We start from the raw sequence: 15261 nt of genomic DNA, 5'->3' as shown, positions 1-15261 counted from the left end.
CGGCCGGTCCGCTGACGAGGATAGTCGGGGCCACCGACAGCCCGGCGTACCACCACACGCCGCCCGCGACACCCGGCCCGGGGTCAGACGATCGTCAACAGCGTCTGGACCAGGATGACCAGGTAGATCGCCACGAAGAACAGGGTGAACGCCCGGGCTCCCGTGCGGCTGCGGGTGAGCCGGGAGAACCCGAGCAGGCCGGGTTCGAGGTCCACCGGCGGGCGTGCGGACACCGCGGGCGGACGGTAGACGGGGCCCTCGTCCGACGGCCGCTGCGGGCGGCGCGGAACCGGCAGGTCGGGAGCGGGCCCGGCCGGGGCGCGCCGGGGGCTCGGGGGGACCGGGTTGCCCGGTGACGCGGGCCGTGGGGTGCGGGGGTCCGGAACGGTGTCCTCGGGCTGCTGCCCCGGCGGGTCCGCGGCGTCCGGCTCGCCGGTGGCCGGCCCGGGGACCGCGGAGCGAGCGGCGCACCGAGCCGCCTCGCGCTGCGCGACGAGCCGCGCCACGCCCCAGCGCCCGTCGTCGGCGCGGGCCAGCGCGGTACGCCTGGTCCTCCACCGCACGGCCATTGCCGCATGCTAGGGCGGACCGGCGCCGACCGCCGCCTCCCGCGACGGCCTGCCGCGGAACCATCCCCACCCGGGTGACCGGGTCGGAGCGCATCCGGCGACCGGACGACGGCGCGGGGCCGCCCGCCGCCTCGCCCCGGCGGCACGTGCCGCAGACGGCCCCGGGGCCGGGTCAGCCGCCGTCGGGCCGATCACCGCCGTTCTCCCCGGGCGGGGGCCCGGCCCCGTCCGGAGGCGGCGGGCCACCCGGCGTCGGCCGGCCCGGGGTCGGCTGCCCCGGCGGCGGGGGCGGTGCCGGCACGGTACCGCTGCTGACCTGCAGCGTCACCTGCTCGCCCGGCAGCGCCGCGCCCCGCGGGTCCTGCCCGACGACCGTCCCCTCGGTGGCCCGGTTGTCCACCGTCCGGGTCGTGACCTGCCAGCCGGCGCCTTCGAGTTCGGCGCGGGCGTCGTCGACCGAGCGGCCCACGACGTCCGGGATCCGGGACTCGGCGCCCCCCTCGAGGTACCGCGGGTCGGCCGGCGGCAGTGGCGTCGGCGGTGTGCCCGCCACCAGCGGGGACACCGCGCCGTACCAGGTCCGGGCCGGTGTCTTGCCGCCGAAGATGTTGCCCTCACCGCACGGGAACGGGGCGCCGCCGCCGTCGCACAGCGGGCGCGGCGAGTTCGAGTTGTCGAAGGTGATGACCGCGCCGGACATCTCCGGGATCGCGCCCATGAACGCCGCGGACTTGTGCTGCTGGGTGGTGCCCGTCTTGCCGGCCATCGGCCGGTTCCACCCCGCGGCCCGGGCGGCGGCTGCGGCCGTGCCGTTGATGTCGTCCTTGCTCAGCCCGTGGACCATGGTGTTCGCCAGTGCCGGGTCGACGGCCTGCTGGCACGGCTCCTCGGTGATCGGGACCTTCTGGCCGTTCGCGTCGGTGATCGAGTCGATCGGCGTCGGCGGGCACCACTTGCCCTGCGAGAACAAGGTGGCCCCGACGTTCGCCAGCTCCAGGACCGACGTCGGCGTCACGCCCAGCGTGAACGACGCCAGCTGCTGCTCCTTGATCACCTCGGCGATCGAGCGGTCGGTGCGCTCACCGGAGCCCGGATCGACGAACGGCGTCGTCGCCAGCGATTTCATGCCGAGCCGGACCGCCATGTCGACGACGTCCGGGACGCCGGTGAACTCCTCGAGCTTGATGAACGCGGTGTTCGGCGACTGGGCGAGGGCGTCGGTCATGCTCATCCGCGCCGGCAGGCCCTCGCCGGCGTTGGCGACCGGGATCGGCCGGCCGCTGCCGTCGACGTAGATCGGCGAGGCGTACCCGGACGGCGGCACCTGCATCGAGTAGTTGATGCCGAGGCCCTTCTCCAGCGCCGTCGCCGCGGTGAACATCTTGTACGTGGAGCCCGCACCCAGGTTGACCGGCTGGTACGGCAACCCGTAGCTGGTCTCCTCGGCGTCGCCGTTGAGCCCGAACGTCCGGCTGGAGCCCATCGCCAGCACCCGGTGCTTCTCCTGCCCGGGCTGCACCAGCGACATCACGTTCGCGACGTTGCGGGTGTGCGGCGGCACCTCCTTGTCGAGGGACCGCTTGACCTCGGTCATCGCCCGGCGGTCGAGCGTCGTCCGGATGGTGTAGCCGCCCCGGTTGATCTGTTCCTCGGAGAAGCCGGCCTCGGTGAGGTACTGGACGACGTACTTGCAGAAGAAGCCCATGTCCCCGGCGCCGATGCAGCCGTTCGGCACCCGGACCAGCGGGTTCGCGACACCCAGCGGCGACGCCGCGGCCTCCCGCGCCTGCTGGTCGTTGATCATGCCTTGGATCCGCATGACCTCGATGACGAGGTTGCGCCGCTCCATCGCCGTCTGCGGGTTCTGGATGGGGTCGAACTGGGTGGTGGAGCGGACCATGCCGGCCAGCAGCGCCGCCTGCGGCACGGTCAGCTTGTCCGGGGTCGTGTTGAAGTACGTCCGCGCGGCGGCCGCGACGCCGTACGACCCGTTGCCCATGAAGACGATGTTGAGGTAGCGGTTGAGGATCTCGTCCTTGGACAGCTGGCGCTCCAGCTGCAGGGCGATCCGGGCCTCCTTCAGCTTCCGCGCCGGGGTCTGCTCGGTCGCCTTGAGCCGCTCGGCCTCGGTCTGGGCGTCGACGTAGAGCATGTAGTTCTTGACGTACTGCTGGGTGAGCGTCGATGCGCCCTGCACGACGTCGCCGGACGCCGAGTTCGCGACCACCGCGCGCAGCGTGCCCTGCCAGTCCACGCCCTGGTGGTCGTAGAACCGGCGGTCCTCGATCGCCAGGATCGCCGCCTTCATCGCGGGCGAGATCTGGTCGTTGGTGACCTCGGTGCGGTTCTGGTCGAACAGGTAGGCGATCGGGCGGCCCTCGGAGTCGGTGAGGGTCGTCGTCCGCGGGGCCGGGTTGTTGACCAGGTCGACCGAGCTGGAGGTGACGCTGTCACCGGCCTCGTTCGACAGGATCCCGAGGCCTCCGACCACCGGGAACAGCATTCCCGCGGAGACCACGCCGAGCAGGACGCACAAACCCGCGAGCACGCCGATCGGGCGGAGCAGGCGCCGGGGGAACCTCACGCGGCCAAGCGTACGGGCCACGGAGTCAGGAACCCGTCAGGTCCGGGGTCCCCCGGGTTGCGTAGTTTTGCGCGCTGCCCCGGGCCCCGGTGCCTCCCGAGAATCGTCAGCAGCCGCAGACCCCGGGAGGCCACCGATGTCCGAGCAGCACAACGTCTCCTCGATCGACGCCCGGCGCACCGGCAAGCCCCGGCTGCGCCCCGCCGGGCGCCGGCCGTCAGGTCCGATCTGGAACTGGCGTGTCGCGGCGCGGTGCCGCACCGACGACGCCGACGCCCTCTTCGTCACCGGAGCCGACCAGCGCCGGGCCCGCGCGTTCTGCTACGCCTGCCCGGTCCGCACCGAGTGCCTCGCGCACGCCCTCGACCAGCGGATCGAGTTCGGGGTGTGGGGCGGGATGACCGAGCGGGACCGCCGCGCGGTCCTGCGCAGGCGCCCCGAGGTCACCGACTGGGCCGGGCTGCTCGGGCGGGCCCGCAGCGACCACTACGCCGGACGGCGGCGCGGGGCCTGACCCGGCTACCTTCGCCCCGTGCTCGAGTTCCTCTCCGGCCTCTACCGCAGGCACGCCGGCGACCTCGCCCAGGTGGTCGCGCAGCAGCGGGCGTTCCTGGCCGGGTCGCCCACCGTCACGCCGCAGCTCGACGACGTCGAGGCCGAGCTCACCTACCTGCTGCTCCGCCACCACCGGCCGTCGCACGTGGTGGAGATCGGCACGTACTGGGGCTGGTCCACGACCTGGATCCTGTCGGCGCTGCGCGACAACGGCCACGGCCACCTGCACTCGTTCGACCGGGTGGACCACGTGCGCCGCACGGTCCCGCCCGCGCTGGCCGGGGACCGCTGGACGTTCCACCGGGGGGACCTGCGGGAGACGATCGGCGACGTCCCGGCCGGCACCGGCTACCTGTTCGTCGACGCCGACCACGGGCGCCGGTTCGGCCGCTGGTACCTGGCCAACCTGTTCCCGCGGATCGCGCCGGGCACCCCCACCAGCGTGCACGACGTGTTCCACCTGCGATGGGCGCGGCCGTTCACCGAGGGCGCCGAGGTGCTGCGGTGGCTGCGGGCGCGGGGGGTGCCGTGGTTCACCGCCGCCCGGCCCGCGGCCCGCGAGCACCTGCGGGCGCTGGACGCGGTGCGGGCCGAGGTGGGCATCACCGGGGCACGCGGGACGACGACGAACCCGATGATCTTCTTCGCGATGCCGCCCGTGAGTGGTTAGCAGGGTCCTGGCCCTCCTCGCCACTCACGGGGCGCTAGCCGGTGGCCGTGGCGCCCGGCTCGACCTCCCCGGCCAGCAGGTCCCCGACCTGCCGGAGCCCGTCGAGGTCGGCGATGTCACCGGCCAGCGCGGGCACCCGCACGACCGGCACCGACGGGTGCGCCGCGGAGAACCGGGTCAGCAGGTGCTCCTCGCGTTCGTGCAGGTCGACGCGGTCGGCGTGCAGGCGGAGCACCGCCGCGGCGATCTGCGAGCCCGGCCCGCCGACCTGCTCGGCGGCCGCCCGGGCCCGGGCCGCGGACACCGGCGCCAGCACCGGGTGGGTCCGGTTGAGCACCAGCCCGGCCAGCGGCATGTCCTCGGCCGACAGCCGGTCGGTGAAGTACGCGGCCTCGCGCAGCGCATCCGGCTCCGGCGCGGCGACGACGAGGAACGCGGTGCCGGGCGAGCGGAGCAGCGCGTAGGTCTTCTCGGCCCGCTCGGCGAACCCGCCGAACAGCGTGTCGAACGCCTGCACGAAGGCCGACGCGTCCTGCAGCATCTGGCCGCCGATGATCGTCCCGACGGCCTTGGCGAACAGCCCGAAGCCCGCCTCCACGATCCGGCGCAGGCCCCGGCCGCCGGCCCGGGCGGGCGCGGCCAGCAGCTTGATCATGCGGCCGTCCAGGAACCGGGACATCCGCTGCGGGGCGTCCAGGAAGTCCAGCGCCGATCGCGACGGCGGGGTGTCGACGACGACGAGGTCCCACGTCCCGGCCGCCACGAGCTGGCCCAGCTTCTCCATCGCCATGTACTCCTGCGTGCCGGAGAACGACGACGAGATGACCTGGTAGAACGGGTTCTCGATGATCCTCCGGGCCTTCTCCGGCGGCGCGTGGCCCTGCACCATCTCGTCGAAGGTGCGGCGCATGTCCAGCATCATCGCCGCGAGCTCGCCCCCGGCCTCCGCCACCGGCGCCGGGTCGTTCGAGAGCTCGTCGAGGCCCAGCGCCTGGGCCAGCCGGCGGGCCGGGTCGATGGTCAGCACGACCACCTGACGTCCCCGCTCGGCGGCCCGCAGGGCCAGCGCCGCGGACGTCGTGGTCTTGCCCACCCCGCCCGCACCACAGCAGACGATCACCCGGGTGTCCGGGTCGTCGACCAGCGCGTCGATCTCCAGCTCGCTCACCGACGGGCCTCCAGGTACACGCCTTGGGCGGTCATCGACTCCGCCAGCTCGTAGAGCGAGCCCAGGTCGACCCCGCCGAGCAGGTTGGGGAGGGTCAGCCGGGGCAGCGGCGGGTCCGGTTCGCTGTCCAGCCTGCCCAGCGCCGCGGACTCGCCTGCGACGGCGACGGCGTGCTCCACCGTCTCGGCGACCAGGCCGTCGATCTCGTCGCGGCCGAGCTCGATCCCGGCGCTCTGCAGGCCGTTGCGGATCCGGCCGGCGTCCACCCGGCCGCCGGCGGCCGCCGTCACCGACCGGTCCGGCAGCCACTGCTCGCGCATCCGGTTGACGACGAGCGTCCCCACCGGGATGCCCGCCCGGTCCAGCTCGGCGGCCGCGTCCAGGGTCTCGGTGACCGGCAGGTCGGACAGCAGCGTGACCAGGTGGACCGCGGTCCGCGGGGAGTGGATGAGCGACTCGACGCCCTTGGCCTGGCCGTGGATCGGGCCGGCCTTCGCGAGGTCGGCCATCGCCTTGGTCACGTCGAGGAAGGTCACCAGCCGGCCGGTCGGCGGGGCGTCGAGGACGACGGCGTCGTAGACGGGGCGGCCGTCGGCCGCGGTCCGGGTGACGCACTCCTTCGCCTTGCCGGTGAGCAGGACGTCGCGCAGGCCGGGGGCCAGCGTGGTCGCGAACTCGATCGCGCCCATCCGGCGCAGCGTCCGGCCCGCGACCCCGAGCCGGTAGAACATCTCGAAGTACTCGAGCAGCGCGGCCTCGGTGTCGACAGCCAGCGCCCGCACCTCGCCGCCGCCCGCCGCGACCGCGATCTTCCGTTCCTCGTAGGGCAGCGGGGCGCTGTCGAAGACCTGCGCGATGCCCTGCCGGCCCTCGACCTCGACGAGCAGTACCCGCTTCCCACCGGTGGCGAGGGCGAGCGCGAGGGCCGCGGCCACGGTCGTCTTGCCGGTGCCGCCCTTGCCGGAGACCACGTGCAGCCGGGCCTGGGCCAGTGCGTCCGGCCAGGGTGCGGGTCGGGCCGCTGTGTCGGGGTGGACGGTCGTCGTCACGCGATCAAGCGTACGGAGCGGGTCGGCGGGTCTGCTCGGTGACGAGGCGGGACACACACAGCCTCGATGCTCGTTCCGCAAGCTTCTCTCGGGACGTCCGTCGCAGCGGGACGGCCACCCGCCGCGGGAGTTCGTTGCGCCGTCGGTGGTCCGGGTTAGAGTCCGGCCATGAGCTCCCCGGTCGTGAAGTGGGAATACCTGACCGCCCCGCTGCTGATCCACAACACCAAGGCGATCCTGGACAACTTCGGCCAGGACGGTTGGGAACTGGTCACCGTGACGGCAGGCGCTAACGCCGAGCAGCTCGTCGCGTTCTTCAAGCGGCCGGTGCAGCAGTGAGCGCGCTCGCCCGCCTGAAGGAGCTCGGGCTGACCCTGCCCCCGGTCGCGACCCCCGCCGGGGCCTACATCCCGGCGCGCCGCAGCGGGGACCTGGTCTTCACCGCGGGCCAGGTCCCGTTCGTCGACGGCAAGGTCGCGGCGACCGGCAAGGTCGGTGCCGCGGTGACCCCCGAGCAGGCCTACGACCTGGCCCGCATCTGCACGTTGAACGCACTGGCCGCGGTCGACGGCCTGGTCGGGCTGGACAGCGTGACCGGCGTCGTGAAGGTCGTCGGCTTCGTGGCCTCCGACCCGTCGTTCACCGGCCAGCCCGGTGTCGTCAACGGCGCGTCCGACCTGCTCGGCGAGATCTTCGGTGACGCCGGTGCGCACGCCCGGTCAGCGGTCGGCGTGGCCGTCCTGCCGCTGGACGTGCCGGTCGAGGTCGAGCTGGTCGTCGAGGTCGGCTGAGAGCCAGCGGAACGACCGTGAGCACCGCTGACCATGAGCCCGCTGACATGAGTGCGCCGGCCGGCCACGAGCTGCTCCTGCGGCTCGCCGGGCGGGTGCCCGACGAGCTGCTGTGGCGCCTGCGGGACTGGGTCGCCGGTGGGGACCGGAGCGCCGCGGGCACGGTGCTGCCGCGGACGCTGCTCCGGCACGGCATCGGCCTGACCGACGACGAGCGTGCCCTGCTCGCGGAGCTCGTCGAACCCGGGTCGCCGTCGCGGCGGCTCGTGGACGCGGTACAGGCCGGCTCCGTGCCCGCCCCGCCGACGTTCGGCCCGGTCGAGCCCGACCTGGCGGCGTGGTCGGCCGCGTCCGTCGTGCAGGGCGAGGCCAGGGAGCTGCTGGCCGCGGCTCGCGACGACGGCGCCCGGGTCCTGCTGGTCCGGGGCGCCGATCGGCCCCACCTGCTGACCGCCGCCCTGCAGCGGTTGCTGCGGGTGCACGGCGAGCGCGTCCCGCGGGTCGAGGTCTGGGCCGGCGCCGACGCCCCTACCCCGTACCACGAGGCGGCATGCGCGGCCGCCGTGTCGCTGTGGAACCGGACCCCGGTGCCCACCGGCTGACGTCCCGCGGGTCCGCCCCGCGCCCCGCGAAGGAGGCCTCATGTCCGACCCCACGTACCGGTTGCTGCTGGAACTGGCCGGCCGGGTGGACGACGACCTGCTCGCCACCGCGCGGGAGCTCGTCGCCGTCGGCGAGGAGGGGCACGCGCTCGAGCTGCTGGTCGCGGAGCTCGTCGCGGGCCGGGTGGCGCTGCCTCCGGCCGTGCGCCGGGACCTGGTCAGCGAGGCCGACGCCCGCCGCGTCCAGCCGGACGCCGACCGTTGCCTGCCCCCCGGTGCCGAGCCCCGGGGCGGCTGCCCGCACCGGTTCACCGCCGACGGTCCGGACGGCCGGGCCGCGGAGCTCGCCGGCGCGCTGACCACGGCGTCCGCCCCGGACGACGGTTGGACGCTCGCCTGGCGCGTCACCCCGGCCGGATCCGCGCCGGGCCCGCTGCCGCACCCGGTACTGCTCGGCACCACCGCGGACGGGTCGGCCGAGGTGCTGACCTACCGGGCGCAGTCGGCGCTGGCCGCTGCCGGGCTCGCGGCATCGGTGGAGGTGCGCGACGGTGCGGATCCCGACACGGCGTACCACCGGGCCGCCCGGGACGCCGCCCGGCCGTTGCCCTCCGCGGGCGCGCCGGAGGGAGGTGCGCCGGCGCCGGCCGGCCGGGAGGGCCGCGGCCTGCGGGCTGATGACCGCGGACCGGTGAGGTCTGCCGCGACCGGGTCCGCGCGCCCGGCCGGAACCGGCGAGGGCGGCGCGCAATCCCGTGCGGGTGACCCGGGTGTCGCGGCCGATGACATGTCCGGTGGCGCCGGCGCGGCGGGAGCCGACGGCACGACCGGAACAGCTGGCACCGACGGCGATACCCGGGCGACCGGAGCCGTCCCCGCCGACGGCGATACCCGGGCTACCGGAGCTGCCGGCACCGCCGAGGACACCCGCGCGACCGCAGCCGAGCACGCGGCCGAAGCCCGCCCGGCGGCCGCCACCGCCGACGATGTCCGGACGACCGGTGCTGCTGAGGCCGGTGATGCACCGCCGACCGGCGCACCCGCCACGACCAGCGACACCCGGACGACCACCGCACCCGCCACGACCAGCGACGCCCGGACGACCAGCGCTCCCGGCACGGCCGGTGATACCTCGCCGACCGGTGCTGCTGACACGGCCGGTGGCGCCCGCACAGCGGGCGCGGCCGGTGCATACGGGGTGTCGGGGGCGCTCGGGGTCGCCGGTGCCCTCGGTGTCGCCGGTGCGGCCGGGGCGCTCGGTGCCGCCGGAGCACGCAGCGCGGACGGGCCCGACGGAGCACCCTCCGGCGGCCGGGCGGCCGAGCCGGGCGGCGGGGTCGGCCCGAGCAGCCCCACCGGTCCAGGTGACCCGGCCGGAGCAGGCGGCGTCGACGGAACGGGCAGCTCGACCGCTGCCGCCGCGGACGAGACCCGCCACGTCGCCGACGACGGTGATGCGGGCAGCGGCAGCACCGGTGCTGGCGGACCCCACGTCGGCTCGGCAGACCCCGACGGCGCCGGCCCCGCGGAGTCCGGTCTCCGGGCCACCACCGACGCCCCGGCGGACCCGCCGGTGACGGCGGCCCCGCCGGCGACGGCCGGAGCACCCGCCGACGGACGGTCCTGGGGTTCGGGACCACCGCCGTACCCGGGACTCCCCGGAGCGACCGGTCCGGCGGCGCACCCGGCCGGGAACGGCGCCGAGCGCCTCCCCCGACGGCACGTCAACGGGGGCGCGGCCGCCCAGGGGCAGGACCCGGCACCGTTCCCGCGCGGTCGCGCGGACGCCTTCGGCGCCCCGCCTCCCTTCGACCGCCGGCCCCCGTCCCTGCCGGAGCCCCCGGCCGGGACGACGGCGGGCGACTGGTTCGACGCCGACTCCCACGAGGACGCGTCCACGGCGCCGTTCAGCAGCCCGGGACCGCGACCGGAGCCGGACGACGCGGGCGGGCTCCCGAACCCGGCGGCCGGCCACGAGCGGCCCGGAATCGACCGGACCCCACGGGACCCCGAGCCGGGATTCCCGGCTCCCGGCCCGGCGGGCGCGCCCACCTCGGCGGCGGACCGCCCGGGCGTTCCGGATCACCGCGGTGGCCCGCCGCCCCCGCTGTTCGCGGCGCCGGGCGAGTGGACCGGACCTGACCTGCACGGACGGCCCGGACGCGGACCGGACCGGGCAGGCACCGGACGGGCCGGGGTCCACCCGGGCACCAGCCCGGCCGGCGGTCAAGCAGGCATCGGACCGGCCGGCCCGGACGCCCGGCCGGGCGGGGGTCAGCCAGGCTCCGGGCCGGGCAGTCGGCCCCGCACCGGGCCGCCCGCCGGTACGGGGCAGCCGGACGGCACACCGGCGGTCCGATACCCGAACCCTGCTGGCGGCCCGGACGGTCGAGGGCCTTCGCACACGGAGCCGCCCCGCCCGTCCCACGGCACGGTCCCGGCCGGCCGCGATCGCACCTTCCCGGAACCGGTGAACGGTGTCCCCGGGCCGGCCCACCCCGCACCGCCGCACGCCGGGCCCCCGGGCGAGCCGAGCACCTCGAGCGTCCCGCTCACGCCCCGGACCGTCGACGGATCGTGGCCGGGGAACGTCCCTGCCGGCGACGCCCCTGTCGGCCCGTCCGCGGTCCCCGCGGCCGACGAGGACGCCTGGCTGCAGGACTGGGCGTCCGGCACGTGGGCCGGGGACGTGGCGTCGCCGGCCGCCACCGGGACGGGTGCTCAGACCGTCGCCGGGGAGAACGCACCACCCGCCGACCGGCAGAGCGCACTCACCGACCGGGCGAGCACACCCATCCCGGATCCGACCGGCGCACTACCGACCGACCGGACGAGCGTCCCGGTCGACGAGGTGAGCACGGTCGCGGACCCGACCGGCGCGCTGCCGACCGGCCACGCGAACACCCCCGCCGACGAGGCGAGCACGCCGGCGGCCGACCGGACACGCGCGTTGCCGACCGACCGGGCGAGCCAGGTCGACGCAACCACCGACGACGGGGCGCGCTCACCCGGCCCCGACGGCGACCCGACGGCCGGGGTACCGATCTCGGACGCCCCGGGGGTCCCGGTGACACCGCACCCGGGTCCGTCGCGCCGTCCCCGGCACCTGCTGCTGACCGAGGACACCGGCGACGACGCCGCCGAGGAGGACGTGGCCGCTCCCGACGACACCGAGCTCCCGCGGGCGTCCGGTGGTCTCGCCGACCGGCTCACCCCGACCGAGCAGGGGTTGCTGCAGCGGCTCCACGAGGAGCTGGCCGCCCGGGAGAACGGCAGCGACCCGACGCCCCGCAACGGGACCGCCCGCCCCGACGGGTCCTGATCAGGCCGGGACGGCGGCCAGCCGCCGGATCTCCTCGATGATCCGCTGCAGGTGCAGTGCGCGGTGCACGCCGGCCGGGTGGCACCGGTCGCCGGCGTCGACCGCGGCGGCGAGGTCGTCGAGGATGCTCGTGTAGCCGGCCACCGGATCCGCCGGACGGCGGTCGAGGCGGAACCGGCCGCGCCCGTCCGGCCCGACCCCGCCGACGACGGCCACCTCGAACTCGGTCGGGTCCACCGGCGTCCGCAACGACAGCACGAGCGAGCTGCGGGCCCCACCGGCGTGGCGGAGCCCGATCCGCCAGAGGTCCGGTTCGTCGCGCCGGGCCTGCTCGACGGCGTCGACCGGACCGAGCGCGGCGTCCAGCAGATCGATCACGTGCGGGCCGACGTCGAGCAGCGCCCCGTGCTCGGCCCGCCACCGCGCCGACGCGAAGGGGCCGCCGAGCAGTGCCCCGGACAGCCAGCGGGCCGTCCCGACCGTTTCCGGGCCGCACGGACCGTCCCCGATCGCCGCGAGCCAGTCCCGGACCTCGGGAGCGAACCGCAGCGTCAGCACGGTCACCGAGCAGACCCCGGCGGCGTCGACCGCGGCCGCGGCCCGCTCGGCATCCGCGAGGCCCACCGCCAGCGGTTTCTCCAGCACCACGTGCTTCCCGGCGGCCGCGGCCCACGGGACGAGCGTGGCCTGGACCTCCGGGGGGACGGCGAACGCCACGGCGTCGCAGGCCTCCAGCAGTGCGTCGAACGACGCGTACGCCGAGCCACCGCTGATCGCCGTGACCTCGCCGGCCGCCTCCGGCCGGCGCGCCCACACCCCGGCGGCCGCCCAGCGCGGGTGGGCGGCGATCGCGGGCGCGTGCACGCTGCGCGCCCACGGCCCGGCACCGACGAGTCCGATCCGCATGCGGGCATTCTCACCATCGACGACGGCCGATCGTGACCTAGGGTCGGTGGCCATGACCCCCGCAGCTCCGGTACCGGTGGAGCCGAAACCGGCCGCCACCGTCCTGCTCGTCCGCGACGAGCCCGGAAACGGCCGTCTGCAGGTGTTCCTGCAGCGACGTGTCGCCGCGATGGCGTTCGCGGGCGGGATGACGGTGTTCCCCGGCGGCGGGGTCTCGCCCGACGACATCCCGGATCCGGACCGCTGGCGCGGACCCGGGCCTGCGCGGTTCGGCGCGCGGCTCGGGCAGCCTCCCGAGCTCGCCGCCGCACTGGTGACGGCGGCCGTCCGGGAGACGTTCGAGGAGTGCGGCGTGCTGCTGCCCGCGCACCCCGGCAGCGAGCCCGGGCCGCTCCCGGGGGCCGAGGCATGGCGGTCCGACCTGGTCGGACGCCGCGCGACCCTGCCCGGGCTGCTCGCCGAGCACGGCCTCGAGCTGCGCGCCGACCTGCTCGTCCCCTGGGCGCGCTGGATCACCCCGACCCGGAACCCGAAGCGCTACGACACGGCGTTCCTGGTCGCCCGCGTCCCCGAGGGGCAGGTCGCCGACGACGCCACCACCGAGGCCGTCGAGGCCGGATGGTGGGCCCCGCAGGACGCCCTCGACAGCTACGCGGCCGGGGACCTGCGGCTCATGGCGCCCACCCTGCACACGCTGCAGGCGCTCGCCCGGTACGACGATGCGGCCGCCGTCCTCGACGCGGCCGCCCGCCGGGACATCGACCCGATCACGCCCGAGGCCCGCAGCGAGGGCCGGGTCGTCACCATCACCCTGCCCGGCGACCCGGACTGGCGACACGAGGAGGTGCGGACGTGAGCCACCCGCTCTACGGCAGCATGCGGTCGGTGCACCCGCTGGCGTCGGTGCTGCTGCAGGACAACCCCGGCCCGATGACCCTCGACGGCACCAACACCTGGGTGATCTCGGTACCGGACTCCGGCCAGCGGATCGTCGTCGACCCCGGGGAGGACGACGGGAGCCACCTCGAGGCGCTCGCCGACGGCGTGCCGGTGGCCGCGATCGTCCTCACCCACCGGCACCCGGACCACGCCGGTGGCGTCGGCCGGTTCGTGGAGCTGACCGGCGCGCCGGTGTACGCCGCCGACCCGGCGCTGACCATCGGCACCGACCCGCTCACCGACGGCACGGTGATCACCGCGGCCGGCGTCGAGCTGGAGGTCATGGCGACTCCCGGGCACACGTCCGACTCGACGTCGCTGCTGCTCACCGGCCCCGGCGCGGACGGCCCGGCGCTGCTGTCCGGGGACACGATCCTCGGCCGCGGGACCACCGTCATCGCGCATCCGGACGGCGCGCTCGGCCCGTACCTGGACTCGCTGCGCCGGATCGCCGAGCTACCCGCCGGGACCCCGGTGCTGCCCGGGCACGGCCCCGAGCTCCCGGACGCGGCGGAGATCGCGAACGCCTACCTGGCGCACCGCGAGCAGCGGCTCGACCAGGTCCGGGCCGCGTTGGAGCAGCTCGGCCCGGACGCCGGCCCGCGCGACGTCGTCGAGGTCGTGTACGCCGACGTCGACACCTCCCTGTGGGACGCGGCCGAACTGTCGGTGCGCGCCCAGCTGGACCACCTCCGCGGCTGACCGGTCCGCGAACCCACTCATGGAGCAAAAGTCCCGTGCGACGGGACCTTTGCTCCATGAGTGCGGCGTGGGGAGGGTGCGCCTCCTAGGCGAGGCTGCCGGCGGGCTCGCGTGACGCGTCCGCGGCGGCGACCGTGCCGCGGCGCAGCCACAGCAGCCCGGCGGCCAGCAGCCCCAGCACCCCACCGGCCGCGTACCCGGCCGGCCCGGCCACGTCGATCATCGCCCCGGAGGCGGCCTGCCCGGCCGAGACCCCCAGCACCGCGGCCATGACCATCCAGTTGAACGCCTCGGTGGCCGAGTCCGCGGGCGCCGTCCGCTCCACACCCAGCGAGTGCGCGGTGACCTGCGGGGTGATCAGCGCCCCGGCCACCATCATGATTCCGCCGAGGGCCACCAGGGAGCCGAGCGGGGAGAGCAGGCCCATCACCGTCACCAGCAGGGCGAAGCCGCCGAGCAGCACCGGCAGCCGCAGGTGCAGCGGCCGCGGCCAGGGCCGCATCCCGTAGAGCACCCCGGCCAGCACCGACACCACGGACCACGCGGACAGCAGGATCCCGCCGGCCGCGGGCGCTCCGGCGAACCGGGCGGCCGCGAGCACGCCGACCTCCGCGCTGCCGATGACCAGGCCGAACCCGAGCGACGCCACCGCGACCGTCCGCAGGCCCGGCCGCCGGAACACGCCCAGCAGGCCGGCCTCGCGGGCCAGCGATCCGGCCGCCCGCGCCGCGCGGATCCGGGACGAGCGCCGCCGGACCGCCGCGGTCAGCGCGAACCAGGTGGTCCCGACCAGCTCGGCGGACGCCGCGACGACGAGTGCGGTCCCCGGCCACGGCGTCGCCACGACCAGGAGCGCGGCCAGTGCGGGGCCGAGGACGAAGAACGTCTCGAGGCTGATCGCCTCGTAGGTGTAGGCGGCCTCGCGGCGCGGCCCCGGCGGCGTCAGGTCCGACCAGAGCGCCCGCGACGAACCTTCGAGCGCGGGGGTGGCGAGCCCGGCCAGCAGACCCACGGCGAGGGTGGCGCCGAGTGCGGCGCGGCCCTCGATGCAGGCGACCAGGCCGGTGACCGCAGCCAGATAGACCGCGACCAGCACCAGCATCGGGCGGGTCGGACCGAGCCGGTCGAGCAGCCGGCCCTGGACGACCGTGCCGACCGCCGTCCCGACGAGCAGGGCCGCCGACACGGCGCCGGCGACCGTGTAGGAACCACCTGTCTCGCGCACGTACAGCAACGTGGCGAGGCTGTGCATCGCGAGCGGGAACCGCCCGATCGCGGACGCGCAGACCGGCGCGACGGCCCCCGGCGCACCGAGGACGGCCCGGTAGTCGGTGAGGGAAGCGGCCACGCCACCCAGGATCACACGAACTGGTACGGGCGTACCAGCCGGTTTCCCCGGGGCGG

At 75.9% G+C, this 15261-nt stretch carries 14 protein-coding genes; 8 read left to right on the top strand and 6 right to left on the bottom strand.

Features of this window, described 5'->3' with window-relative positions:
- Window positions 1-83: 83 nt before the first annotated feature.
- Window positions 84-569: a hypothetical protein gene (locus H7X46_RS26950; RefSeq protein ID WP_186362010.1), complete on the bottom strand. Its 486-nt coding sequence runs from the start codon at window positions 567-569 to the stop codon at window positions 84-86.
- Window positions 570-741: 172 nt separating this feature from the next.
- Complete coding sequence (locus tag H7X46_RS26945) at window positions 742-3153, bottom strand: penicillin-binding protein (RefSeq protein ID WP_370588998.1); 2412 nt, start codon at window positions 3151-3153, stop codon at window positions 742-744.
- Window positions 3154-3379: 226 nt separating this feature from the next.
- On the opposite strand from H7X46_RS26945, the gene H7X46_RS26940 reads away from it, so the two are divergent.
- On the top strand, window positions 3380-3667 hold the full coding sequence (locus H7X46_RS26940) for a WhiB family transcriptional regulator (RefSeq protein WP_370589088.1): 288 nt from the start codon (window positions 3380-3382) through the stop codon (window positions 3665-3667).
- 18 nt (window positions 3668-3685) lie between these two features.
- A complete protein-coding gene (locus tag H7X46_RS26935; protein WP_186362008.1) occupies window positions 3686-4378 on the top strand; it encodes a class I SAM-dependent methyltransferase in 693 nt (230 codons plus the stop codon).
- A 34-nt stretch (window positions 4379-4412) separates the two neighbouring features.
- On the opposite strand, the gene H7X46_RS26930 is transcribed toward H7X46_RS26935, so the two are convergent.
- Entirely contained in the window at window positions 4413-5546 is a 1134-nt protein-coding gene (locus H7X46_RS26930; protein WP_186362007.1) for an ArsA family ATPase, read from the bottom strand.
- The gene (locus H7X46_RS26925) at window positions 5543-6595 is read right to left on the bottom strand and encodes an ArsA-related P-loop ATPase (protein ID WP_186362006.1); all 1053 of its coding nucleotides are present in this window, start codon (window positions 6593-6595) and stop codon (window positions 5543-5545) included. The genes H7X46_RS26930 and H7X46_RS26925 overlap by 4 nt, the downstream gene beginning before the upstream one ends.
- 168 nt (window positions 6596-6763) lie before the next feature.
- On the opposite strand from H7X46_RS26925, the gene H7X46_RS26920 reads away from it, so the two are divergent.
- The 4 genes from H7X46_RS26920 to H7X46_RS26905 are packed head-to-tail and all read left to right on the top strand — an operon-like array spanning window position 6764 to window position 11310.
- On the top strand, window positions 6764-6934 hold the full coding sequence (locus H7X46_RS26920) for a DUF4177 domain-containing protein (protein WP_010241690.1): 171 nt from the start codon (window positions 6764-6766) through the stop codon (window positions 6932-6934).
- On the top strand, window positions 6931-7386 hold the full coding sequence (locus H7X46_RS26915) for a RidA family protein (protein ID WP_186362005.1): 456 nt from the start codon (window positions 6931-6933) through the stop codon (window positions 7384-7386). Before H7X46_RS26920 ends, H7X46_RS26915 begins: the two co-directional genes overlap by 4 nt.
- A 47-nt stretch (window positions 7387-7433) precedes the next feature.
- On the top strand, window positions 7434-7988 hold the full coding sequence (locus H7X46_RS26910; protein ID WP_186362004.1) for a hypothetical protein: 555 nt from the start codon (window positions 7434-7436) through the stop codon (window positions 7986-7988).
- Between the two features lie 40 nt (window positions 7989-8028).
- Window positions 8029-11310 carry a hypothetical protein gene (locus tag H7X46_RS26905; protein WP_186362003.1) on the top strand — a complete coding sequence of 1094 codons (3282 nt, stop codon included), beginning with the start codon at window positions 8029-8031 and terminating at the stop codon, window positions 11308-11310.
- Here the strand turns inward: H7X46_RS26905 and H7X46_RS26900 are convergent, their stop codons facing one another.
- The gene (locus H7X46_RS26900) at window positions 11311-12216 is read right to left on the bottom strand and encodes a Gfo/Idh/MocA family protein (RefSeq protein ID WP_186362002.1); all 906 of its coding nucleotides are present in this window, start codon (window positions 12214-12216) and stop codon (window positions 11311-11313) included.
- Between the two features lie 52 nt (window positions 12217-12268).
- Between H7X46_RS26900 and H7X46_RS26895 the strand changes: the two genes are divergently transcribed.
- Entirely contained in the window at window positions 12269-13072 is an 804-nt protein-coding gene (locus H7X46_RS26895) for an NUDIX hydrolase (protein WP_222131449.1), read from the top strand.
- Window positions 13069-13857 carry an MBL fold metallo-hydrolase gene (locus H7X46_RS26890; protein ID WP_186362000.1) on the top strand — a complete coding sequence of 263 codons (789 nt, stop codon included), beginning with the start codon at window positions 13069-13071 and terminating at the stop codon, window positions 13855-13857. The genes H7X46_RS26895 and H7X46_RS26890 overlap by 4 nt, the downstream gene beginning before the upstream one ends.
- An 85-nt stretch (window positions 13858-13942) precedes the next feature.
- Here H7X46_RS26890 and H7X46_RS26885 read toward each other — a convergent pair whose 3' ends face one another.
- On the bottom strand, window positions 13943-15205 hold the full coding sequence (locus tag H7X46_RS26885; RefSeq protein WP_186361999.1) for an MFS transporter: 1263 nt from the start codon (window positions 15203-15205) through the stop codon (window positions 13943-13945).
- Between the last annotated feature and the right edge of the window lie 56 nt (window positions 15206-15261).

Source organism: Pseudonocardia sp. C8, assembly GCF_014267175.1.
GTDB lineage: Bacteria > Actinomycetota > Actinomycetes > Mycobacteriales > Pseudonocardiaceae > Pseudonocardia.
Note: the sequence above shows the minus strand (reverse complement) of the source record. Positions and strands in the feature narration are given on the sequence as shown.